Genomic DNA, 21,757 nt, shown 5'->3' with positions numbered 1-21,757 from the left:
AGGATTGGGGGCATGAACCGAGCGCTGATCGTCATCGACGTCCAAGAGTCCTTCCGGCAGCGGCCCAACTGGGCCGCCACGTCCGACCAGAACGTGGCGGAGAAGGTCGCCCGCCTGGTCGACCACGCCCGCGCCAGGGGCGACCTGGTCGTGTGGGTGCTCCACCACGAGCCCGGCACCGGCAACGTGTTCGACCCCGCCCGCGGGTTCTGCACCTACATCGAGGGCCTCAAGCCCGAAGGGGGCGAGCCGGAACTCGCGAAGACCTCGCACAACGCGTTCACCACCACGAACCTCCAGCAGCTCCTCACCGAGCGCGGCGTCCGCGAGGTCGCCGTCTGCGGCATCCGCACCGAGCAGTGCTGCGAGACGACCGCGCGCGTCGCCTCCGACCTCGGGTACGCGGTCGACTTCGTCGTGGACGCCACCGCGACCCACCCCATCCCGCACCGCGACTCCGACTACGACCGGCCGATCGAGGAGATCCTCGCCGACCCGCTGACGCTCCAGACCGCCGAGGTCATCGAGCGCACGGTCTATGCGCTCGCGGGCCGGTTCGCGACGGTCAGTACCGTTGACGAAGTGACCGCGCGCTGACCGGATCGGGAGGGCCCGCATGACCCGCGTCGTCTTCCTGCTGGTGCCGCAGCTGCACCTGCTCGACCTGGCCGGCCCGGCCCAGGTGTTCTCGACCGCGGCCGACCTCGGGCTGGACTACCGGACCGGGTTCGTCGCCGAGCACGAGGACGTGGGGACCGCGCAGGGCCTCCCGCTGCGCGCGGGCACCGAATGGCCCGAGCTGGGCCCGGAGGACCTGGTGCTCGTGCCGGGCTGGCGGTCCCCGAAGACCGCGGGCGGGCCACGCCTCACCGAGGCCCAGGCGGCGCGGCTGCGCGCGCACCACGGGCGGGGCGGCACCGTCGGGTCCGTGTGCTCGGGGGCGTTCGCGCTCGGGCAGGCCGGGCTGCTCGACGGGCGCCGCTGCACCACGCACCACTCGCTCCAGGACGAGCTCGCGTCCCGCTTCCCGCGCGCCGTCGTGGAGCGCGACCGGCTGTTCACCACCGACGGCCGGGTCGTCACGTCAGCGGGGATCGCCAGCGGCATCGACCTGGCGCTGCACCTGGTCGCCGTGCGGCACGGCCCCGCCGCGGCCGCGCAGATCGCCCGCGAGATGGTCGTCTACGCGCGGCGCGGCGGCGACGCCGCGCAGGACTCGGCGATGCTGCGGCACCGCTCGCACCTCTCCGACGCCGTGCACCGCGTCCAGGACCTCATCGACGTGCGGTACGCCGAGCCGCTGCGCCTGGCCGACCTCGCCGCGGCCGCGGGCGTCTCCGAGCGGACCCTCACGCGCCGGTTCACCGAGGCCACCGGCATGACCCCGCTGCGCTACCAGTCGGTGCTCCGCCTCGAACGCGCCGAGCACCTCATCTCCCAAGGGGCCCAAGTGGAGTCCGCGGCCCGCGCGGTCGGCTTCGGCGACGCCCGGATGCTGCGGCGCCTGCGGACAGCGGCAGGGGCCCGGACGTCCGCCCGGGCCCCTGCCGCCCCCTCAGTGAATCGAGTCTCGTTACGGCACCGTGTATCCGGCGGTGCGCAGCAGCTCGTACCACTCGGCGCGCGTGAGCGGCACCTCCGAGCCCTGCGCCGAGCCGGTGATCCGCTCGATGTTCGTGGTGCCGATGACCACCTGCATGTTCGCCGGGTGGCGGGTGATCCACGCGACGGCGATCGCGATCGGCGGGACGCCGTACTTCGCGGCGAGCCGGTCGACGGTCTCGTTCAGCTCGGGGTACCGCTCCGAGCCGAGGAACGGCCCGTCGAAGAACCCGGCCTGGAACGGCGACCACGCCTGGACCGTGATGTCGTTGAGGCGGCAGTAGTCCACGATGCCGTCGTCGCGGGACACGGACTGGTCGAGGCCCTGCATGTTCGCGGCCACGCCCTGCGCGATGAGCGGCGCGTGCGTGATCGACAGCTGCACCTGGTTGGCGACGATCGGCTGGTTCACGTACTTGCGCAGCAGGTCCATCTGGCGCGCGGTGTGGTTCGAGACGCCGAACGCCCGCACCTTGCCCGAGGCGGCGAGGTCGTCGAACGCGCGGGCGACCTCCTCGGGCTCCACGAGCGCGTCGGGCCGGTGCAGCAGCAGGATGTCGAGGTAGTCGGTCTCCAGCGCCGCGAGCGACTCGTCCACCGACGTCGTGATGTGCTCGTACGAGAAGTCGAAGTGCGGGCCGGGGTGGCGGATGCCGGTCTTGGTCTGGATGACCAGGCGCTCGCGCTCGGACGGCGTCAGCTTCATGGCCTCGGCGAAGCGGCGCTCGCAGCCGTGGCGGGAGCTGCCGTAGATGTCGGCGTGGTCGACGAACGTGATCCCGGCGTCGAGCGCAGCGCCGACGATGGCCCGCACCTCCTCGTCGGTCTTCTCCTGGATGCGCATGAGCCCGAGCACCACGTTCGGTGCGGTGATGTCGGTGCCGGGCATGGTGAAGGTCTTCATCTGCAATCCCTCGTGTCTCAGGCGGCGGACAGGCGCGCGACCTGGTCCTCGGTCAAGGCGAGCTCGGCCGCGCCGGCCGAGTCGCGGATGCTCTCGGGCCGCGAGGCGCCCGGGATCGGCACGACCACCGGCGCCAGCGCCAGCTCCCACGCCAGGGTCACCTGGTAGACCGAGACGCCGAGCTCCGCGGCGACCTCGTTGAACGCGGCGTGGCGCGAACCGAGTTCGGGCGCGCTCTTGATGCCGCCCAGCGGGCTCCACGGCAGGAACGCCACGCCGAGCTTCGCGCAGTGCCCCAGCTCCCCTTCGCTGGAGCGGAACCGCGGCGAGAACTGGTTCTGCACGGAGGCGAGGCGCCCGCCGAGGATCGCGTTCGCCTCGTCGATCTGCGCGACCGACGCGTTCGAGATCCCGGCGAGTTCGATGACGCCCTCGTCGAGGAGGTCGCGGATCGCGCCGACCGAGTCCGCGTACGGGACCTTCGGGTCGGGGCGGTGGAACTGGTAGAGGCCGATCGCCTCGACGCCGAGGCGCTTCGCGGAGGCCTTGACGGCCTCCTTCAGGTACTCGGGGCGCCCGTCCTGGGTCCACGAGCCGTCGCCGGGGCGCAGGTGGCCGCCCTTGGTGGCGACCAGGACGCCGTCGGCGCCGGGGCCGTAGGACTTCAGGGCCCGAGCGATGAGGGTCTCGTTGTGGCCGACCTCGTTCGCGTCGCGGTGGTAGGCGTCGGCGGTGTCGATGAGCGTGACGCCCGCGTCGAGCGCGGCGTGGACCGCGGCGACCGACCGCTCCTCGTCCGGGCGGCCCTCGATCGACATCGGCATCCCGCCGAGCCCGATGGCCGACACCTGCCGGTTCCCGATGGTGCGCTGCTGCATTCGTGCACTCCTTGCGGCCGGGCGGGGGACGGGCCCCGCCTGCTTGGCGGATGACCAGCATGATGCTAGGCAGGACTAATCTAGAAGTCCAACAACTGACGCTTCTGATATTGAGAATCCAGGGGAATGATTCATGGACCTGCGGCAGATGGAGTACCTGGTCGCGCTCGCGGATGAGAGGCACTTCACACGAGCGGCGGAGCTGATGGGGATCTCGCAGTCCGGCCTGTCGGCGGCGATCCGCAGCCTGGAGGACGAGCTGGGCACCGCCCTGTTCGTGCGCACCACCCGCCGGGTCGAGCCCACCGAGGCCGGGTTCGCGCTGCTCCCGTACGCGCGGATGATGCTGGAGCAGGCCGCGGGCGCCCGCGACGCCGTCGTCAAGGCCAGCCGCGCCGTCTCCGGGTCGCTCTCGATCGGCGCGGAGCAGTGCCTCGGCCTCGTGGACGTCAACTCCCTGCTCGACCGGTTCCACCGCCGCCACCCGCGCGTCGAGACCATGTTCACGCAGTGCGGCTCCCACGACCTCCTCGGGATGCTCCGCGCCGGTGAGCTCGACGTCGCGTTCGTCGCCACCGACCGGCACTTGAGCGCCCTCCCGCACCGCGAGCTCGGCCGCGAGCCCCTCGTCGTCGTCACCCCGCCCGACCACCCGCTCGCCGCCCGCGCCTCCGTCCCCTGGGCCGCGCTCGACGACCTCGACTTCGTCGACTTCGGGCCCGCCTGGGGCGTGCGCACCCTCAACGAGTCGGTGTTCGCCGCGCGCGGCTCCCGGCGGCGCGTGCGCTGCACCGTCAACGACGTCCACACCCTCCTCGACCTGGTCTGCCGCGGCCTCGGCATCGCCGTCGTCCCCCGCCACGTCGCCGCGAAGCCCCAGGCCGCGGCCCTGCGGGTGCTCCCGCTCGCCGACGAGGACGTGCCGCAGTGGACCGTCTCGGTCGTCTCCACCGCCTGGGACCAGGCCGACTCGCCCGCCGCCCACCTCCTCGAACTCCTCAAGGACGGCCAGGTCCCCGACCCCGTCCCCGCCGCCGCGTAAAAAAACCCTGGAAAAGATCCGCCGCGGATGTCGAAAACCGCAGACCGGCCCCGTCGTCCCGGGAAAGGTAAGGAACCGATCCGCGACCAGGAGGCCGCCATGAAGTACGTCATCCTCATCCACTCCAACCCGCAGCCGTGGGGCCACCCGACCAGCGACTACGTCGCCGAGCACCAGGCGCTCCCCGCCGAGCAGCGCGAACGCCTGAACGCCGAGTTCGAGCGGCTCCTCACCGAGATGAGCGCCAACGGCGAGCTCATCACCGGCGAGGCGCTCGCCGACCCCTCGACGTCCACGCTCTACCGCTGGAGCGGCGGCGAGCCGCTCGCCACGGACGGCCCGTACTCCGAGACCAAGGAGCACCTCGCCGGGTTCTTCCTCATCGACGTGTCCGGACCCGAACGCGCCCAGGAGGTCGCGCTGGCGTTCTCCGGCCCCGGCGAGACCGTCGAGCTGCGCCCGGCGATGTGGCCCGGCGGCGAGGAGCACTGATGGACTCCGGTGTCGAGGACGTGTGGCGGCGCGAGTCGCCGCACGTCCTCGGCGCGCTCGTGCGCCGCTACGGGCATTTCGACGCCTGCGAGGACGCCGTCCAGGAAGCCCTCCTCTCTGCCGCACTGCACTGGCCCCGCGAGGGCCTTCCGGCCAACCCCCGCGGCTGGCTGATCCGCGCCGCCTCCCGCCGCCTGGTCGACGCCCTCCGCTCCGACCGCGCCCGCCAGGGCCGCGAGGACGCCGCGAACCGCCTCGAACCAAGTGAAGCACCGGCCACCGACAGCGACGACTCGCTGCACGTGCTCCTGCTGTGCTGCCACCCGGCCCTGACCCCCGCCTCCCAAGTGGCCCTGACCCTCCGGGCCGTCGGCGGCCTCACCACCGAGCAGATCGCCGCCGCGTTCCTCGTCCCGCCCGCGACCATGGGCCAGCGCGTCAGCCGCGCCAAGGCCAAGCTCGCCGCCGCGGGCGCCCGCCTCGGCGACGTCACCCGCGCCGACCTGCCCGCCCGCGTCCAGTCCGCCAGGCAGGTCCTCTACCTGGTGTTCAACGAGGGCTACACGGCCTCCGGGGGCGCCGACCTCCTCGACGTGTCCCTCACCGCCGAGGCGATCCGCCTCGCCCGCGAACTGGCCCGGCGCCTGCCGAGCGACACCGAGACCGCCGGGCTCCTCGCGCTCATGCTCCTCACCGAGGCCCGCGCCCCCGCCCGCACCGACGCCGCCGGGGACCTCGTCCCGCTCGCCGACCAGGACCGCGCCCGATGGGACGCGGCGCTCATCGCCGAAGGCGTGTCGCTTCTGGAGCAGGCGCTCCCGTCGGGCCCGGTCGGCCCGTTCCAGCTCCAGGCCGCCATCGCCGCCGTCCACGACGAGGCCGCGACCTACGCCGACACCGACTGGCCGCAGATCGCCGAGCTGTACCGGATGCTCGACGCCCTCGCGCCGAGTCCGGTCGTGACCATGAACCGCGCCGTCGCCGTCGCCATGACCGACGGCCCCGAGGCCGCCCTCGCCATGCTCGACCCCCTCCTCGGCGACCCCGCGCTCGACCAGCGCCACCGCCTCCACGCCGCCCGCGCCCACCTCCTCGACCTGGCCGGCCGCCAAGCCGAAGCGCGCCAAGCCTTCCGCGAAGCCGCCCGCCTCACCACCAGCACCCCCGAACAGCGCTACCTCCTGCGCCGCGCCGGATGACCGCTCGGCGCACGTTCGTCGCACCGTTCGCGCCGTCCGGCGCAGCGGGCTTGCCGCCGCACCGTCGTAAATCGATAATTCTCAATGTCTATGTTCACCGGCATCGCTCCAACGTCCCCCTCATGACGACACCCTCGCGTCGACGCCGACTGATGCGCCCGTACTCCCAAGGAGGGCACATGCACGGCATCAGCCGCCGCATCAGACCGCTCATCGCCACCCTGTCCGCACTCGCGTTCGCCGCCGCGACCGCCGTCGCCATCCTCATCGCCAGCCCCGCGCAGGCCCAGACCTGCAACGGCTACGTCGGCCTCACCTTCGACGACGGCCCCAACCCGGGCACCACGTCGAGCCTGCTCAACGCGCTCACCGCGAACGGCCTGCGCGCCACCATGTTCAACACCGGCCAGCGCGCCGCGAGCAACCCCGGCCTCGTCGCCGCCCAGGTCAGCGCCGGGATGTGGGTCGGCAACCACTCCTACACCCACGGCCACATGACGCAGATGTCCTCCTCCCAGATGGCCCAGGAGATCTCCAGCACCCAGTCGGCGATCCAGCAGGGCGGCGGCGGCACCCCCGTCCTGTTCCGCCCGCCCTACGGCGAGACCAACGCCACCCTCAAGTCCGTCGAGGCCCAGTACGGCCTCACCGAGGTCCTGTGGACCGTCGACTCCCAGGACTGGAACGGCGCCAGCACCGCCGCGATCGTCTCGGCCGCGAACAGCCTCCAGAACGGCGGCGTCATCCTCATGCACGACGCCTACCAGAACACCATCAACGCCATCCCGCAGATCGCCTCCAACCTCCGCTCCAAGGGCCTGTGCGCGGGGATGATCTCCCCGTCCACCGGCCGCGCCGTCGCCCCCACCGGCGGCGGCGGTGGCGGCGGCGGGGGAGGGGGCACCGGCACCGACCTGCTCCGCTCCACTTCCGCCGGCAAGTGCATCGACGTGCCGAGCGGCAACACCGCAAACGGCACCCGTGTCCAGCTCTACTCCTGCTACGAGGGCGCGAACCAGCAGTTCACCGTGACCTCCGCGCAGGAGCTGCGCGTCCTCGGCAAGTGCCTCGAACCCTCCGGGACCGCCAACGGCGCACTCGCGCAGATCAACACGTGCTCCGGCGCGGCCAACCAGAAGTGGACGTTCGGCTCCGACTCCACGATCCGCAACACCGGCACGGGCCTGTGCCTCGACGTCTACAGCTCCTCCGACGGCGCCCCCGTCCAGCTCTACTCCTGCTGGACCGGCGCCAACCAGAAGTGGACCCGCGTGTAACCCCTGAACCCGGTCCCGCGGCCCGCCCGCGGGACCGGCACCCGATACTTCCGTCACCCCGGTCCGATACCGCCGACCGATCCGCCCGACCTCCGTTTTCCCTACGTTCAGGGCATGACCGCCACCGCGACCGCGCGCCCCGCCGCTGCGACCACCGCCGAACGCACCCTCGCGCCCGACCTCGGCCGCGGCCTGATGCTCCTGGCGATCGCCCTCGCCCACGCCCACCTGGTCCTCTACGTCGCCGACTACCGGCCCGCCCCCGCCGACCAGATCGCGGTGCTCCTGCGCGAACTCCTCGTCGACGACCGCGCCCGCCCGATGTTCTTCTTCCTCTTCGGGTACGGCCTCGTGCAGCTCACCTCCCGCCTCGCCGCCCGCGGCGCCGACCCGGCGAGCGTCAGGTCGCTGCTGCGCCGCCGCGGCTGGTGGCTGCTGCTCTTCGGGTTCGTGCACGCCGCGGTCATCGGCGTCGACATCGTCTCGGTCTACGGCTTCGCGCTGCTGTGCTTCGCGGGGCTCCTCGCCCGCGGCGACCGCGCGCTCCTGCACATCGCGGCGTGGACGACGGCGGCGCTGGCGGCGTTCTTCTTCTTGATGTCGTGGAGCGAGGCGACCTCGAACGGGCTCATGGGCTTCGACCTCGCCGCGGGCGCGACCGGCCTCGGCGAGATGCTGTCGTGGCGGTACACGGGCTGGGCGTTCGTGGTGATCGCGTTCGGCTGGCAGGTGCTCCCGGCGATGCTCCTGGGGGTCTGGGCCGCGCGCCGCCGCATCCTGGAGGAGCCGCACCTGCACCTCCCGGCCCTGCGCCGGACCGCGGTGTGCGGCATCGGGACCGCAGTCCTCGGCGGCCTCCCGTGGGCCCTGGTGTCGAGCCGCCTCATCGACGTCGACCCGCTCCCGGCCGCCGTCCTCGGCGCGCTCCACGCCGTCACCGGCCTCGCCGGAGGCGTCGGCGTGATCGCCGCGATCGGCCTGGCCGCCAACCGGATCGGCCCGAACCGCGGCCCGCTCGCCACCGCCGTCGCGGCGCTGGGGCAGCGGAGCCTGACGTTCTACATGTTCCAGTCGGTGGTGTTCCTGCTGGTCTTCGCACCGTTCACCACCGGCCTCGGCGCGCGCACCGGCTTCACCGGGGCCGCCCTCGCGGCCGTCGCGACCTGGCTCCTGTCGCTGGCCCTCGCCGAGGCGATGCGCCGCCGCGGCTCCCGCGGCCCGGCCGAGGTCCTGCTGCGGCGTTTGACGTACCGGTGAGGCGGCGGGCTGCACGGCCCGCCGCCTCACCGTCAGGCGCTCACGAGCTCGGGCTCCGCGGCGACCGGCTTCCTGCCGAGGTTGAACACCCCGACGCCCACCGCGACGACGGCCGCCGCGAGCGGCACCAGCAGCGCCGCGCGGTACCCGTCCAGGAGCGCCCCGGGCTCGCCCGAAGCCGTGGCGGCGACGTTCACCGCGGCCACCCCGGCGAGCCCGAGGGCCGCCCCGAACTGGAACGAGGTGTACAGCAGGCCGCCCGCGAGCCCCTGCTCGTCCTCGGGGACGCCGTTCGTGGCGATGATCGTCATGGGGCCGTAGGCGAGCGTGAACGCCAGGCCCACGAACAGCAGGCTCGGCAGCAGCTCCCAGTACGTGGAGTCGTGCCCGGCGGTCAGGAACAGCGCGAACGCGATCGCGGCCGACGCGAGCCCGGCCAGCAGCACCGGGGCGTTCCCGAAGCGGCGCACCAGCTTCGGCGTCAGCGTCGGGGCCAGCGCCACGTCGATGCCCATGACGAGCATCGCGAGGCTCGCCTCGATCGTCGTCCAGCCGCGCAGCTCCTGGAGGTACAGCACCGCGAGGAACTGGAACCCGAAGAACCCGGCCATGAACAGCATCCCGATCACGTTGGCGCGCAGCAGCGACCCGGACTTGAAGATCCCGAGGCGCACGAGCGGCGCGGCGTGGCGGCGCTCGACCGCGACGAACGCGGCGAGCAGCACGGCGCTCAAGGCGACCGTCCCGGCCGTCCACCCGATGCCGACGTGCGCGGCGCGCTCGACGCCGAGCACGAGCACCACGACCGCCGCGGTGACGGTGAGGCCGCCGAGCAGGTCGAACCGCTGCCCGGTCCGCTCCGGCGGGGCCTGCCGGGGGATGAGCACGGCCGCGGCGGCCAGCAGCACCAGCGACAGGCCCACGGGCATGAAGAACACCCACCGCCAGTCGAGGGCCGTCAGCAGCCCGCCGATGACCATCCCGAGCGTGAAGCCCCCGGCGCCGATGGCGCCGTAGATCATCAGGGCCCGGTCGCGCTTGGGGCCCTCCTCGAACCCGGTCGTGATGATCGAGAGCCCGGCGGGCGTCATGAACGCCGCGGCCAGGCCGGTCACGAACCGCGCGGCCACGAGCACGGCCCCGTCCTCGGCGAGCCCGCCGAGGCCGGAGAACAGCAGGAACACCAGCAGCGCGGCCAGGAACACGCGGCGGCGCCCCAGGATGTCGGCGGCCCGCCCGCCCAGCAGCATGAAGCCGCCGTAGCCGAGGACGTAGGCGCTCACGACCCACTGGAGCGACCCGGTGGACAGCCCCAGGTCGTCGCGGATCGAGGGCAGGGCGATGTTGAGCATGGCGATGTCGATGCCCTCCAGGAAGATCGCTCCTGAGAGGACGAGCAGCACACCCCATTCACGGGCTTTCACGGGTTTCTCCTCTTGACGGGTTTCCCTTGCCCGCCAATCGTCGATCCGGACCGGCCCGGGAACAACGGCGAAGACCGCAACGTTCATTCAGTCAGGCTTACCGATGGAGGACCCCGTGGAACGCGACGAACTCGAATGCTTCCTGATCCTGGCCGAGGAACTGCACTTCGGACGCACCGCCGCCCGGATGCGGCTCTCACGCGCCCGCGTCTCCCAGCTCGTCCAGCGCCTCGAACGCCGCGTCGGCGCGCCCCTGTTCGAGCGCACCAGCCGCTCGGTCGTCCTCACCGACCTCGGCGCGCGCTTCCGCGACGACGTCGAACCCCACCACCGCGCCATCGAGCAGGCCCTCGCCCGCACCGCGGCCGCCGCCAGCGGCTTCGGCGGGACCCTCCGCGTCGGCTTCTCCGCGTCCCTCACCGGCGAGATCGCCCTGAACGCGGTCGACGCCCTCCGCGCCGCCCACCCCGAACTCGCCGTCGAGATCTGCGAGATGTCCTTCACCGACCCGTTCTCGCAGCTGCGCGACCGCTACTACGACGTCCTGCTCATGGAGCTCCCCGTCCGCGAGGACGACCTCGCGAAGGGCCCCACCCTGCTCACCGAGGGCCGCATGCTCGCCGTCGCCGCCGACCACCCGCTCGCCGAGCGGCCCTGGATCACCATGGACGACCTCGCCGCGGTCGCCCTCATCGCCACCGACGGCGACCTCCCCGCCTACCGCCGCGCGCTCCAGTCCCCGCAGCGGACCCCCTCGGGCCTCGCGATCCCGCAGGGCCCGACCGTCACCAGCCTCCAAGAAGCCCTCGTCTTCGTCGCCGCGGGCAAGGGCGCCCTCCTCATCGGCGCCCACGCCGCGTCCTACCAGGCCCGGCCCGGCATCGCCCACGTCCAGGTCGTCGACGCCGAACCCGTCCGCTACGGCCTCGCCTGGCGCGCGGGGGAGGGCACCGCCGCCCTCGACGCCTTCACCGCGCACGTCGCCGACGCGATCCCGGCGGCGCACCGCTCGCTGGCGGCGGCCTAGCCCTTCATCACCCGCAGGAGGGCGGGAAGCCCGGTCGCGAGCCCTTCCCGCTCTTCGGCGCTCATGCCCGCGGCCCAGCCCTCATACCGGGCATGCAGGACTTCGGCGGCCGTGCGGTGCAGTTTCCGCCCAGCCGCGGTGATCGCCAACCGGTAGAACCGCCGGTTCTCGGAGTCCCTCTCCCGCGACACCAGCCCGTCCGCCTCCAAGTCGGCGACCAGTCGGCTGACGCTGCTCTTCTCCAGGCCCAGCCGCTCCGCGAGCTCCCGCTGCGACATCCCCGCGTAATGGTCCAGCTCATGCAGTGCGAACAACTGCGACATCGACAGCGCCCGCCCGGGCACCACGTCCTCCATGAGGGCGAACTCCGCGGTGCGCACGACCTCCATCAGGAGGTGGTGCAGGTGATGCGCATCGGAACTCATAGTTGCATCCTACAACCAAGCGGCGTACGCTCAAAGTTGTAGAGCACAACTATGAAGGAGATGAAAGATGCCGCACGACCACGAAGCCCACCGTCACGGGGAAGCGATCGAGGGAGGCCACAGCCGCCGCTACAACCGCCTCGCCCGCCTCCTCTTGAAATCCCAGTACCGGCGCATCGCCGCCGACATCGCGGCCGCCGCCCCGCACGGCGCCGCCGTCCTCGACATCGGCACCGGCCCCGGCCTCCTCCTCCGCGCCCTCGCCACCACCCGCCCCGACCTCCGCCTCACCGGCATCGACCTCGCCCAGGACATGATCGACCACGCCACCGAGAACCTCGCCGACCTCCGCGTCGACCTCCAAGCAGCCGACGTCGCGAACCTCCCTTTCGACAACGCCACCTTCGACCTCATCGTCACCACCTACAGCTCCCACCACTGGTCCAACCCCGAATCGGCTGCGGAGGAAATCAAGCGAGTTCTCCGTCCTGGGGGCCGCCTCCTCGACTACGACTTCGAAAGGGCCCCCTTCACCACCCTCGAAACCGCCCTCCCCGCAACCTCCCGCACGAAGTTCCGCGCCCCGTGGTCCCTGGTCATGAAGACGATCCGCTTCGAGGCGCGCCGGCCGATGACCGAACAGTGACGGCGCGATGCCGGCCGCCCCTACCGTCCCGGACATGAACCCGAACCCGCTGCCGCCCGAACTCCACCAGCTCGCCGACCAGACCGAGCTCGGCGCCCACCGCGCGGTGTACCGCCCGCGCGCGACGCCCGTCGCGGTCCCGCTCGCGGTCGCGCTCACGATCTACGTGCTCGCCGCCGCCTGCCTCGCCGGGAGCAACATGCTGGAGAACAGCTTCGGCGTGATCATGCTGGTCGTCTTCACCCTGTTCATCGGCCTCGGCGTCCTCAACGTCCTCCACGCGAGGCGCCGATCGGGTGCCGCCGACGAGCTCCACCTCTTCGACCACGGCCTGATCGTCAAGGGCCCCAAGACCCTCGTCTCCCTCCACCACTGGGACGACGCCACCGTCTACCAGCGCCTCTTCCACTACCCCCAGACCGGCCTGACGACTTACAACTACCTCCTCGTCGCCCCCGACGGCGCCGCCATCAGCATCGGCGACCCCAAGGGCGCCACCGGCTCCGCCCTCATGAACCTCCCCGACCTCGACCACTTCACCCTCGGCGCCGCCTTCGACCGCCCCGACGAATGGGGTCCCGCCGTCCAGTCCCAGATCACCCGCGCCCAACTCCCCGCCGTCCTCGCCCGCCTCCAGCACAACGACCCCGTCACCTTCGGCCCCCTCACCCTCGACCGCGACACCCTCACCGTCGACGGCACCGCCATCCCCCTCACCGGCCTCCAAGACGCCGCCGTCCACGACGGCACCGCCGTCTTCAAGTCCTACAACCGCTACTTCAAAACCCGCGAACCTATCCACACCATCCCCAACTTCTTCCTCTTCAAAGAAGCCCTCCAAGCCCAGACCAACCGCCCCTGGTCCTAACCGGAACCGAAGCGCGAGCACCGACCGAAGAGTGCAGGGTCGATACAGTGGGGCGATGAAGGCCGTCGACTGGCTCACCCCTGCTGCGACCGTCCTTGCGGCGCTGATCATGATCACGCCCTTGGTCTTCGGCTCGCAGCGCCCGGACCCCGAAGAACCCGATCGGCGGACCTCGCATCCCGGTAGGTGGTGGGCGCTCTCAGCGGTGTCCGCCGTCATCGCGGCCGTCATCGGGGGACTCGCCCTGCCGCCCTGGGGATGGCTCGTTCCGACGGGGGTCTCCCTCACGACCGCAGCCGCTATCATCGTGATCACTTCGGTGCTCAAGAGACTTCGCACGCCGCCGATCGACCCAGCCACACAGCAGTTCCTTCAGCACCGGGACGCGGCGTTCGGCGGCTTCGTCTATGACCGCGACGCGCTACCAGATCTCGTGGTCGTGTACACGGAGCACGACCTCTCCGACACCAACCGCTTCAGCGGACAGGACCCCACCGGACAGCAGGCCAAGGAATCGGTCTCTCAGCACCGCAGAACCTTTGCAGAGGTGGCCGTCGATCCCGCGTACCTCCATCTCGCCATCACCGGCGACGCAGGGATCGGCAAGACGAGCCTGCTGGAGTTCTGGAACCACGAACTCGCCTGGCGCCCGGGCGCCGTGAAACGCGACACGCCGCTGAAGCGGATGGTTCCGCTCCTGACCTCGGCGCGGAACCTCGTGGGGAAGAAGCACGTGGCCGAGGCGTTCGGAGACCAAGGCGAATCGCTCCTCTCCACTCCTCCGGGCCCGGGGCTGCAATGGCTCGTCATGATCGACGCCTTCGACGAGATCACCGGGGCCGACGAGCGCGCCGCAGTCGAACGAGTTGTGTTCGCAGCGATCGACGAAGCTTCCAGCGCCGGAGGCCCGGTCAAGTACGTCATCACCACGCGGGGTCTCACCGACGATCGCTGGCGGAGCTTCGACAGCCGCGGCGTCACCGAGTTCCGCTTGCAGCCGTTCACGACCGAACAGCTCCGCGCATTCCTGGTCCGCCGGGAGACCAGCACCCGCGACCGCGGCGACGACTCCGCGGCCCGGGAGGCCGCCGAGCGGAAAGCCGACCGGTTCCTCAACCGGTGGAAGGCCGCGGACAACCTGCTCGAACTGCTGCGCCTGCCGCTGCTCGCGCGGGTGGCCGCGTCCATCTACTTCGACGACGAGCAGGCCGCAGGCATCCCCGCCCGGCGCGTCGACATCTACCGAGACGCCGTCGAGCACTGGATCTCCCAGTTCTCGAAGCGTCTGAGCCATGGCCGGGACGGCAGCACCTCGCTCCGCCTCCTCACCGCATGGGGAGGCGACAACGGGCTCCCCGATGCGGAAAGCGCCGTCCGGGCCCTGCTCGAACGGCTGGCTGTCCTCCACCTCGAAGACCCCGACCGGTCGATCGCGAAGGCCGCTTGCGAAATCCTGGAGGTGTCACTGCACCCCCGGCAGCCGAGGCATTGGGACGCGGTGAAGACCCTACTGGAGGCCACCGGACTCATTCATGACGTCAATACTGAGCGGCCTCGGTTCCTGCACAAGACCTTCGCGGAGTTTCTCGCCGCAGCGACGAACGCGTCCCGCCTCCAGGACGTCGGCGATTGGACTGCGGGGCTCACCGACCCGGAACGCCGCGTCGCCACGGTCTTCGCGTTCGACAGGCTCGCTGCCGAACGGCGGCAAGGGCTGATCGGGGCGATCCTCGCCGATCCTGCGCAGGCTGTCACCTGCGGATGGATTGCTGCCGAGGGACTTTGCATCACCAGTGATCACGGACAAGTGGACGATGCGCTTCGCGCGCGGCTGATCGACCGCTGTGTGGACGCGATCCCCCGAAGCGCCCACGGCCCATGGTGGCCGGTGATCGCGATGCTTGCAGGAGTCGATGCCGCCCGAACTCGATTGGAGGGCTTCATCACTGAGCGGAGAGCCGAGGACACGACACTCGCGAGGATCGCCGCAGAAGTCGCCAAGCACCATCCAGGGGCGGTCGTCCTGCTCCAGGTGCTCGCGGCCGACCGGGCCGTCGACCCGTTCGCCCGAGTCACTGCCGCCTATGAGCTTGCCGAGCACCACAAGGGTGTCGGCATCGGGATGCTGAACGGCTTCGCAATCTCCACGAGTCTGCCACAGTTTCTCCGTGTCCTGGCCGCCGAAAGACTAGTGCGGCATGACAGGCAGTCTGGACTCGCTCTCTTGCGGGAGTATGCCTGTGGGGCCAAGTTCGGACTTTGGCAGCGCATCAACGCCGCAGGGTTCCTGGCGGAGCACGACCGTGAAGCGGGGCTCCTGCTACTCACGGAGTTCGTCACCAATCCGGTGTACACGGGATACGAGCGCATTGCGGCAGCACGCGAATACCTCAAGTACCACCGTGAGGACGGCATCAGACTCATCCGCCGATCTGCCACTGACCCGTTCTTGGACGACGGCGTACGTGTCAATGCGGCAGGGGCCCTGGTCACTTTCGACCGAGAGTCCGGTCTTCGACTGCTCGTCGAACTCATCGAGAACGAAGCCGCCTCAGGCTACTCCAGGATCAACGCCGCCGGCTCCCTTTGTGAACACGACCAGGCGTCGGGGACAATCTGGCTCACACAGTTCGTCGACGAGCGTTCCTTCCAGCCCTCGGCACGTGCCTATGCCGCCCATGTCCTCGAACTCCGGAGCCCAGGCAAGGGACTGCCACGCCTGCGCGAGTTCGTCAACGATCCGACTCTGAACGATCATGAGCGCATCCAGGTGGCGCAATATCTCGCCAACCATGATCGGCGGGTCGGGATCGACCTGTGCCTTCGCTACTTGGTCGAGGATGGTCTCGATCCGTACGCTCGAATTACTCTCCTTGACATGCTCGCGGCGGAGACTTCCGACGAGGGAATCCCGAAGCTCCATGAGATGGCACTCGACAGCGACATCGACTACCACAGCCGAATCCGTGCGGCAGAGCGTTTGGTCGAGTACGAATTCGACGCAGGCACTCAAGTGCTGCGGTCCATCGCAGCGGACCCGTCACTTCCACCCTGGGAGCGAACCGACGCACTGACCTACCTGGCAAAGTACGACCGGGAAGGTACCCGAGCGGCGCTCAACCGGATCTCCATGGACTCGTCGAGCCGCTGGCTCGACCGGACTCGTGCCATCGAAGCCCTCGCCGCCGTCGATCTCGAAACGGCGCTAACCCGGTTGCGCGCAATCAGCACTGAGCAACATGCCCCCGGATCTGTCCGCTTGATCGCGATCCGGCGGCTCGCGCAGTTCGACCGCACCGGTGTGCTGGAGATCCTGGGGGCGTTGGCGACATCCCCCGCCGAGAGTGGGTACACCCGAGCCGGCGCGGCATCACAGATGGCAGAGTTCGGCGCCGCGGAGGGAGTCGAGCTGCTTCGTGGTCTCCTCTCAGACCCCTCCCTACCCGATTCATGCGGTGTCCAGGCAGCTTGGCATCTTCTCAGTCACGATGCCGAGACTGCAGCAGCGTCATTGCGGAAACGGATCGCGGACCCTGCCACGGATGACTCTGACCGGTGTGAGGCCGCCGCCCACCTCGCATCCCACGACCGCGAAGTCGGACTGTCCGCGCTCAACTCCCTTGCGACCGATACGCGCGTAGATGAAGACGACCGAGTGAGAGCAGTGCAGAGGCTGTCGAGATTCGATCGCCGCAAGGCGATTGAACTCGCCGGACTACTGGCCGCTGAGGCGTCGCTCAATCTTTCGGCCCGGATAGAAGCAGCTCGTGTTCTGGCGAGTGTCGACAGGGGAACGGGACTGCCCTTGCTGCGGTCGCTCGCCTCGGCGGAGGGCTTGAACGACACTGAGCGGTTCGACGTTGCGGCGGCCTTGACCGGCTTCGACCGCAACTTGGCATGTCGACTTCTGCGTGAACTTGCCAAGGACCTGGACGCCAAGGACACGACGAGGGTCGATGCCGCGGGTCGGCTGGAGGATCTCGACTGGCCCGAGTGCTTCGGCCTTCTGTGCGATTTCGCTCTCGACAAAGGGATCGACGATCAGGCCCGAGTCGCCGCTGTATCGAGGATCATCGATTTCGATCCAAGCCGGTTGCCCGATCTGCGGATCCTCGCCACGGACTCGGAGATCGAGGTGTTCGCCCGAATCGGCGCGGCCGCGCAACTCGCCGCCTTCGACCGGGTCGAGGGCCTGGAATTGCTCCGCTGCTACGCTGTCGCACCGGAACTGGGCAGTGCAGCACGCGCCCGGGCGGCGAGTCAGCTCGCATGGCATGAGCGTCTCGAAGGCGTGCAGCTGCTTTCCGAACTGGCTCAGGACACCTCGGTGGACTCGCTCCAGCGGGTCAACATCATGCGCTGGTTGACCTGGCACGACCGGAAGGGCGGTCTCTCCCTGCTCCGCAGCGCGACCTCCGACGAAACCGGACCGACGGCCACTGCATGGGCCGCTTTCGCCTTGGCGGAGTGGTCGGAGGACGAGGCGGTCGAGATCATGGACGCGCAGAAGTCTGATCCGGACCTCGATCTGGAGGCCCTGGCGTCGGCGGCCGCGGATCTGAGGGAGCACCACCCGTCCGCGGCTGACCGCGCCGAGCAGTGGATTGACCGGCTGCGGCCGTGATCCAGCCTGCGATTGATTGACGGGTATCACTGTGATGCAGGCGGATTGAAGCTTCGCTGAAACTCAACACAACGCTTTGTCAGGTTACGCTTGCTGAGTGCAGGCGCAGGGTCGACAATGAACCCTACCGCCTACAGTGATTGAGGGAGACCATGGCAACAGCCGCCGATCAGGCGTCCGGTGTATCAGAGCTCATCGGCGAACTGCGGCTGGCTGCGCTACCGGGATCGGTCGGGTCGGCACGCGACATGGTCCGCAGCGTCCTAGGCGCCTGGGACCTCAGCAGACCGCCGCAGCTTGTGGAGAACGCGCAACTGGTCGCCTCGGAACTAGTGGCACACGCGGTCGGATCGCAGTCGGCGGCACCGCGGCAGTTGCAGACGTTCGTCGATTTTCACGGCCGACGCGTGGGGATGATCGTCCTCCGGATGCGGATGGAGCAGCGGAGCCTCCTGGTCGAGGTGTGGGACGACCGCACCGAGCCCCCCGCGATCCCTGAGCCTCCGTCCGAGGAAGGCGGCCAGGTCGAGGGCCTCGCGGTCGGCTCGGTCAGCAAGGCCTGGGACTACTACCTCCCCGGATCGGGCGGACGGGTCGTGTGGGCCGAGCTCCACCTTCCCCATTCGCTCGGGGCTGCGACCATGGGCGAGTCCTAGAACAACTCCGCGGCAGCCGCCGCTCGCCGTACCGCTACCCGCCCGCCGGGGCGGCCGTCCTCCGGCCGCCGCTGCAACGGCTGCGAGTGGCTGCGGATGAGCCGTGCCAGTTCTGCGGAGCGATCCGCCGCAGCGCCCTCCTTGCTCCAGGTCGCGCCGACCAGGAGGTACGAGTCCTCGGTCACGAACGACCTCCCTGTCGCCGCCATCTCGTCGATGTGCCTGCGCACCTTCGGTTCGCTGGAGTAGTCGCCGAACTCGATCGGCCGCGCCACCCAGTGGACCAGTGCGTAGCCGTGGGCTCGGGCCCAGCGGAGCAGTCCGAGGGGGTTCGCGAACGACGAGAGCATCAGCAGCACGCGCGGAAAGCCCATGGCGATTGCCTTGCGGCTGATGTGGTCGCCGTGCTCGCCGCCCCAGAGGTGCGGCAGCCGGATCTGCGGATCCGGTGAGGGAAGGTACGGAGGATTGCTGATGAGGCAGCCCTGCGCGGGAACACCCTCCATCGCCTCGAAGAAGTCCCCGTGGGTGAGGCGGTACCGGTCCTCCAGCGCGTGGTCCACCACGTTGGTGCGGGCGCTGTGGAACGAGGCCCCGTCGATCTCAAAGCCGTGCACTTGGATCGAGGAGCCGACGCGCCTGAGGACGCCGCAGATCGTCTTGGCGGTGCCCGCGCCCAGCTCTACAAGTTTGAAAGCGCTCCCATTCGCGCGTTCATGCCTCCGGATCAGATCTTCGACGCACATGCCGTAGAACTCGGATTCCTCTTCGTCGTAGAAGGGGGTCGCCGACAAGGGGCTGCTCCTAATGCGCGTTGCCGTGGGACGCTGCCACGGGCTGCTCGATGAGGTCGATGAGCTTGTCCATGGTCTGGTCCGCGAGACGGGCGTCCGCCTCGACCGAGTTCCAGCCGATGTGCGGGGTCACCACCGCGTTCGCGACGCCCCGGTAGTCGCTGTTCCTCGGCATCGGCTCGGTGTCCAGCACGTCCAGGAACGCCGTCGCATTCGGATGCACGCGCAGGAACTCGACCAGATCGCGGTCGTGGATCAGGCCGCCGCGGGCGGTGTTCACGATGATGACGTCGTCTTTGAGGAGATCGAGCGTCTCGGCCCGCAGGTACTGTTCGGTCGCAGGGTTCAGCGCCAGGTGGAGGGTCACTATGTCGGCCCGCGTGAGAATCCGCCGGATGTCGTAGCCCGAGGTGCGGGAGTTGACGGTCTCGACCATGAACCCCAGCGCCTCGCACAATTGGCGCACGATCCTGCCCGTCGCGCCGTACCCGAGCACGGCGACTACGCGCCGCGGCGCCTCCCTGCCCTGGAACGCGAAGTAGTCCCATTCACCGGTCCGCACACTCTGCACCGCGGGCAGGATCCTGTTCAGCCCCATCAGGATGAACGCCAGCGTCTTCTCGGCGAGCGTCCGCGCCGAGTAGCCGGGGAACCAGTGGACGCGGATGCCCGCCTCCTTGCAGGCGTCCACGTCCACGTGGTCGATGCCCGCCGAGCACGAGACGACCGCACGCAGCTCGGGAAGGGATTCCACTGCGCGCCTGTCCATCGGGGTGAAGGCGTTGATCAGGACGATCTCCGCTCCGGCGGCACGCCGGATCACCTCGTCGATGGAACGATTCAACACGTTCGATTCGTGCACTTCAAGGTCGCATATCGATGCCAAGCGATCGATCTGGGGTTGCCGCAGGTTCGTCCTGCCCAGGATCTTCACCGATTTCATATGGACCTCCATTGGGTGACGAACTCGTCGAGGACGGCGTGCTTCATGGTCAGCGGGTAGGGATTGAACCGGTCGATGAGGCGTTTTGCCTTGAGCGCCCTGCGTCGCCAGGCGCCCTTATCCGGCTTGGGGATGATCTGCTGGAACCGCACCATGAACGACTCGACGGAGTCGTGGACGCACAGGAGCCCGAGCAGTTCCGCCTGGCCTGCGGTGATCGAGTCGGCGACCGAGACGTTGTCGCTGTAGCAGAGCTCGTCGCCGATCTTGAGGAACGAGTACGCGCCGGCCCGGGAGAAGATCCTGAATCCGGACAGACCGCTGTCCTCGGTGAACTGGGAGAAGTCGTCCTCGTAGATCAATTTGACGTCAATGCCCAATATCTCGAACACGAACAGCAGCTTCACGAATTCATCGGACTTGAGGTCTCTCAGTGAGAACCCGACTATGCGCCTCGATCTGGTCCGGTAGACCCGATTGCAGAGCGCTTGGTGTGCCAGGTACATGAAGCCTTCAGGCGAATACCAGAACCCCATTTCCGAACCGCGGGTCATGGCGTCGAACCGGTCGTACGGATCCACGTAATTGACGTTGCTCCTGCTGTACCAGAGGTCGGAGTTCTCCACTGCTCCGAACGGCGTCGCCAATGCCTCCAGACTGGCGAGGTTCCCAATGGTGAAGGGCAGGTAATCGGCGATCGGCAGAATGCGCAGGCTGCCTCCGCTGATCGCGAACGTCTGCGTGCAGAACAGTATCTCGCCCGGCCCCCGGTGCCCCGACATGGCGAATTCGCAGTAAAGATCGAAGAACTCGGGACGCGGGATCGCGTTGAAACTGCCGATGGTGAGGATGAACCGGTACCGCGGGTTCGACCGGATGAGCTCCCGGATCTGCGGCAGCGACGAGAGATAGCTGTCGACAGTGCAGCAAACGAGGCTGCCCTTCGGCAGCGGCAGGACGTCTCCGCCGGTCAGATGCTGCGCCTGTACGACCAGCGGGTTCCGATCGGTCTCTCCGATGATGCCTATGCAGCCGAGCGCCGTCATTCGTTCACGCCTCCGGGATCGCGCCAGCCGTCGACGATGCCGTCGAGCCGTTCGAGCACGCCCCGCCGGTGCGCGGCCTCCCGTGCGCCGAGTTCTCTGGAGATCTCCATTCGGGCCAGCTGTTTCGTCAGTGAATCACTGCCCAGCAGAGAAGTCTCGCGTTCCTGGAGATATTCGATCGAACCGTGGAGATGATCGAGCGTCTCTGAGATCTTCAGTGACTTGATCACCACTATCATCAATGCTCCGAGTAGACCTGCAATCGTGACACCCGCACCGTACGCCCCCGCATACTCGGAGAACTTGATGAGACTCGAATCCGGAAGAACCGCCACCAGCGCGAACAAGAGCATTATGCTGCGCAGCCCGAGCCCCAGCCGGTAGACGCGCCGCGCTTTGCGCCTGTGTCGCGCAATCTGCGTCCCGATCCACTCGTCGGACGACGCCTCCGGCACGGATCTCCGAGGCTTTCTATCACTGCTCGGGCCAGTCATCGGTGCCACTTTCCAGGGCAGTTGAGAGGAGTCTGCCCTTACGGATATTTTCACAGCTTGCGAACTGTCCTCAAGGTCCCGTACGTGCCGCTCAAGTGTCGGATACGCGACAGTCGCGCGTCCGATCCCACGCGTGCATTTCAGTAACATGACAACTGC

19 protein-coding genes and 1 pseudogene are annotated in these 21,757 nt (G+C 69.3%); 12 read left to right on the top strand and 8 right to left on the bottom strand.

The window, feature by feature from the left end; translation table 11 throughout:
* Positions 1-12: 12 nt before the first annotated feature.
* Both ACFFXY_RS24690 and ACFFXY_RS24685 read left to right on the top strand, forming a co-directional pair.
* Positions 13-597 (top strand): cysteine hydrolase family protein, encoded by a 585-nt coding sequence (locus ACFFXY_RS24690; protein WP_382356874.1) that lies wholly within the window; start codon positions 13-15, stop codon positions 595-597.
* Between the two features lie 19 nt (positions 598-616).
* Positions 617-1,519 (top strand): annotated as a pseudogene (locus ACFFXY_RS24685) (GlxA family transcriptional regulator); the annotation flags it as partial.
* Positions 1,520-1,573: 54 nt separating this feature from the next.
* Here the strand turns inward: ACFFXY_RS24685 and ACFFXY_RS24680 are convergent.
* A complete protein-coding gene (locus tag ACFFXY_RS24680; RefSeq protein ID WP_382356872.1) occupies positions 1,574-2,506 on the bottom strand; it encodes an aldo/keto reductase in 933 nt (310 codons plus the stop codon).
* 17 nt (positions 2,507-2,523) lie between these two features.
* Positions 2,524-3,384, bottom strand: coding sequence for an aldo/keto reductase (locus ACFFXY_RS24675; protein ID WP_382356871.1), 861 nt, complete (start codon positions 3,382-3,384; stop codon positions 2,524-2,526).
* A 133-nt stretch (positions 3,385-3,517) separates the two neighbouring features.
* Here ACFFXY_RS24675 and ACFFXY_RS24670 point away from each other — a divergent pair, with 133 nt between their 5' ends.
* The 5 genes from ACFFXY_RS24670 (at position 3,518) to ACFFXY_RS24650 (ending at position 8,651) form a co-directional block, all read left to right on the top strand.
* Positions 3,518-4,426 (top strand): LysR family transcriptional regulator, encoded by a 909-nt coding sequence (locus ACFFXY_RS24670; protein WP_382356869.1) that lies wholly within the window; start codon positions 3,518-3,520, stop codon positions 4,424-4,426.
* A 99-nt stretch (positions 4,427-4,525) separates the two neighbouring features.
* Positions 4,526-4,918 carry a YciI family protein gene (locus ACFFXY_RS24665; protein WP_382356867.1) on the top strand — a complete coding sequence of 131 codons (393 nt, stop codon included), beginning with the start codon at positions 4,526-4,528 and terminating at the stop codon, positions 4,916-4,918.
* On the top strand, positions 4,918-6,117 hold the full coding sequence (locus ACFFXY_RS24660) for an RNA polymerase sigma factor (protein WP_382356865.1): 1,200 nt from the start codon (positions 4,918-4,920) through the stop codon (positions 6,115-6,117). The genes ACFFXY_RS24665 and ACFFXY_RS24660 overlap by 1 nt, the downstream gene beginning before the upstream one ends.
* Before the next feature lie 179 nt (positions 6,118-6,296).
* Complete coding sequence (locus tag ACFFXY_RS24655) at positions 6,297-7,394, top strand: polysaccharide deacetylase family protein (RefSeq protein ID WP_382356863.1); 1,098 nt, start codon at positions 6,297-6,299, stop codon at positions 7,392-7,394.
* 114 nt (positions 7,395-7,508) lie between these two features.
* Positions 7,509-8,651 (top strand): DUF418 domain-containing protein, encoded by a 1,143-nt coding sequence (locus ACFFXY_RS24650; RefSeq protein ID WP_382356861.1) that lies wholly within the window; start codon positions 7,509-7,511, stop codon positions 8,649-8,651.
* Positions 8,652-8,683: 32 nt separating this feature from the next.
* On the opposite strand, the gene ACFFXY_RS24645 is transcribed toward ACFFXY_RS24650, so the two are convergent.
* Positions 8,684-10,075 carry an MFS transporter gene (locus ACFFXY_RS24645; protein ID WP_382356859.1) on the bottom strand — a complete coding sequence of 464 codons (1,392 nt, stop codon included), beginning with the start codon at positions 10,073-10,075 and terminating at the stop codon, positions 8,684-8,686.
* 115 nt (positions 10,076-10,190) lie between these two features.
* Here ACFFXY_RS24645 and ACFFXY_RS24640 point away from each other — a divergent pair, with 115 nt between their 5' ends.
* Positions 10,191-11,102, top strand: a complete 912-nt coding sequence (locus tag ACFFXY_RS24640) for a LysR family transcriptional regulator (protein WP_382356857.1) — start codon at positions 10,191-10,193, stop codon at positions 11,100-11,102.
* Here the strand turns inward: ACFFXY_RS24640 and ACFFXY_RS24635 are convergent.
* A complete protein-coding gene (locus ACFFXY_RS24635; protein ID WP_382356855.1) occupies positions 11,099-11,527 on the bottom strand; it encodes a MarR family winged helix-turn-helix transcriptional regulator in 429 nt (142 codons plus the stop codon). The genes ACFFXY_RS24640 and ACFFXY_RS24635 overlap by 4 nt on opposite strands.
* Before the next feature lie 67 nt (positions 11,528-11,594).
* On the opposite strand from ACFFXY_RS24635, the gene ACFFXY_RS24630 reads away from it, so the two are divergent.
* From ACFFXY_RS24630 to ACFFXY_RS24615, 4 genes are all read left to right on the top strand, one after another.
* Complete coding sequence (locus ACFFXY_RS24630) at positions 11,595-12,173, top strand: class I SAM-dependent methyltransferase (protein ID WP_382356853.1); 579 nt, start codon at positions 11,595-11,597, stop codon at positions 12,171-12,173.
* A 34-nt stretch (positions 12,174-12,207) separates the two neighbouring features.
* Positions 12,208-13,041, top strand: coding sequence for a DUF6585 family protein (locus ACFFXY_RS24625; protein WP_382356851.1), 834 nt, complete (start codon positions 12,208-12,210; stop codon positions 13,039-13,041).
* Positions 13,042-13,096: 55 nt separating this feature from the next.
* On the top strand, positions 13,097-17,665 hold the full coding sequence (locus tag ACFFXY_RS24620) for a hypothetical protein (RefSeq protein ID WP_382356849.1): 4,569 nt from the start codon (positions 13,097-13,099) through the stop codon (positions 17,663-17,665).
* A 413-nt stretch (positions 17,666-18,078) separates the two neighbouring features.
* The gene (locus ACFFXY_RS24615; RefSeq protein WP_382356847.1) at positions 18,079-18,321 is read left to right on the top strand and encodes a hypothetical protein; all 243 of its coding nucleotides are present in this window, start codon (positions 18,079-18,081) and stop codon (positions 18,319-18,321) included.
* Here the strand turns inward: ACFFXY_RS24615 and ACFFXY_RS24610 are convergent.
* The 4 genes from ACFFXY_RS24610 to ACFFXY_RS24595 are packed head-to-tail and all read right to left on the bottom strand — an operon-like array spanning position 18,318 to position 21,559.
* The gene (locus ACFFXY_RS24610; protein ID WP_382356845.1) at positions 18,318-19,115 is read right to left on the bottom strand and encodes a hypothetical protein; all 798 of its coding nucleotides are present in this window, start codon (positions 19,113-19,115) and stop codon (positions 18,318-18,320) included. The two genes, ACFFXY_RS24615 and ACFFXY_RS24610, sit on opposite strands and share 4 nt — an antisense overlap.
* 10 nt (positions 19,116-19,125) lie before the next feature.
* On the bottom strand, positions 19,126-20,058 hold the full coding sequence (locus ACFFXY_RS24605; protein ID WP_382356843.1) for an NAD(P)-dependent oxidoreductase: 933 nt from the start codon (positions 20,056-20,058) through the stop codon (positions 19,126-19,128).
* Entirely contained in the window at positions 20,055-21,104 is a 1,050-nt protein-coding gene (locus tag ACFFXY_RS24600; protein ID WP_382356841.1) for a hypothetical protein, read from the bottom strand. The genes ACFFXY_RS24605 and ACFFXY_RS24600 overlap by 4 nt, the downstream gene beginning before the upstream one ends.
* Positions 21,101-21,559, bottom strand: coding sequence for a hypothetical protein (locus tag ACFFXY_RS24595; protein WP_382356839.1), 459 nt, complete (start codon positions 21,557-21,559; stop codon positions 21,101-21,103). The genes ACFFXY_RS24600 and ACFFXY_RS24595 overlap by 4 nt, the downstream gene beginning before the upstream one ends.
* Positions 21,560-21,757 lie beyond the last annotated feature (198 nt).

It is taken from the genome of Glycomyces mayteni (assembly GCF_042428885.1).
GTDB classification, from domain to species: domain Bacteria; phylum Actinomycetota; class Actinomycetes; order Mycobacteriales; family Micromonosporaceae; genus Glycomyces; species Glycomyces mayteni.
This window is presented reverse-complemented; position numbering and strand designations above follow the sequence as displayed.

What these genes read in the sequence shown, in the direction of transcription:
- ACFFXY_RS24690 (WP_382356874.1), top strand. Translation starts at nt 13, where the DNA reads ATGAACCGAGCGCTGATCGTCATCGACGTCCAAGAGTCCTTCCGGCAG.
- ACFFXY_RS24680 (WP_382356872.1), bottom strand. Translation starts at nt 2,506, where the DNA reads ATGAAGACCTTCACCATGCCCGGCACCGACATCACCGCACCGAACGTG.
- ACFFXY_RS24675 (WP_382356871.1), bottom strand. Translation starts at nt 3,384, where the DNA reads ATGCAGCAGCGCACCATCGGGAACCGGCAGGTGTCGGCCATCGGGCTC.
- ACFFXY_RS24670 (WP_382356869.1), top strand. Translation starts at nt 3,518, where the DNA reads ATGGACCTGCGGCAGATGGAGTACCTGGTCGCGCTCGCGGATGAGAGG.
- ACFFXY_RS24665 (WP_382356867.1), top strand. Translation starts at nt 4,526, where the DNA reads ATGAAGTACGTCATCCTCATCCACTCCAACCCGCAGCCGTGGGGCCAC.
- ACFFXY_RS24660 (WP_382356865.1), top strand. Translation starts at nt 4,918, where the DNA reads ATGGACTCCGGTGTCGAGGACGTGTGGCGGCGCGAGTCGCCGCACGTC.
- ACFFXY_RS24655 (WP_382356863.1), top strand. Translation starts at nt 6,297, where the DNA reads ATGCACGGCATCAGCCGCCGCATCAGACCGCTCATCGCCACCCTGTCC.
- ACFFXY_RS24650 (WP_382356861.1), top strand. Translation starts at nt 7,509, where the DNA reads ATGACCGCCACCGCGACCGCGCGCCCCGCCGCTGCGACCACCGCCGAA.
- ACFFXY_RS24635 (WP_382356855.1), bottom strand. Translation starts at nt 11,527, where the DNA reads ATGAGTTCCGATGCGCATCACCTGCACCACCTCCTGATGGAGGTCGTG.
- ACFFXY_RS24630 (WP_382356853.1), top strand. Translation starts at nt 11,595, where the DNA reads ATGCCGCACGACCACGAAGCCCACCGTCACGGGGAAGCGATCGAGGGA.
- ACFFXY_RS24625 (WP_382356851.1), top strand. Translation starts at nt 12,208, where the DNA reads ATGAACCCGAACCCGCTGCCGCCCGAACTCCACCAGCTCGCCGACCAG.
- ACFFXY_RS24620 (WP_382356849.1), top strand. Translation starts at nt 13,097, where the DNA reads ATGAAGGCCGTCGACTGGCTCACCCCTGCTGCGACCGTCCTTGCGGCG.
- ACFFXY_RS24615 (WP_382356847.1), top strand. Translation starts at nt 18,079, where the DNA reads ATGATCGTCCTCCGGATGCGGATGGAGCAGCGGAGCCTCCTGGTCGAG.
- ACFFXY_RS24605 (WP_382356843.1), bottom strand. Translation starts at nt 20,058, where the DNA reads ATGAAATCGGTGAAGATCCTGGGCAGGACGAACCTGCGGCAACCCCAG.
- ACFFXY_RS24600 (WP_382356841.1), bottom strand. Translation starts at nt 21,104, where the DNA reads ATGACGGCGCTCGGCTGCATAGGCATCATCGGAGAGACCGATCGGAAC.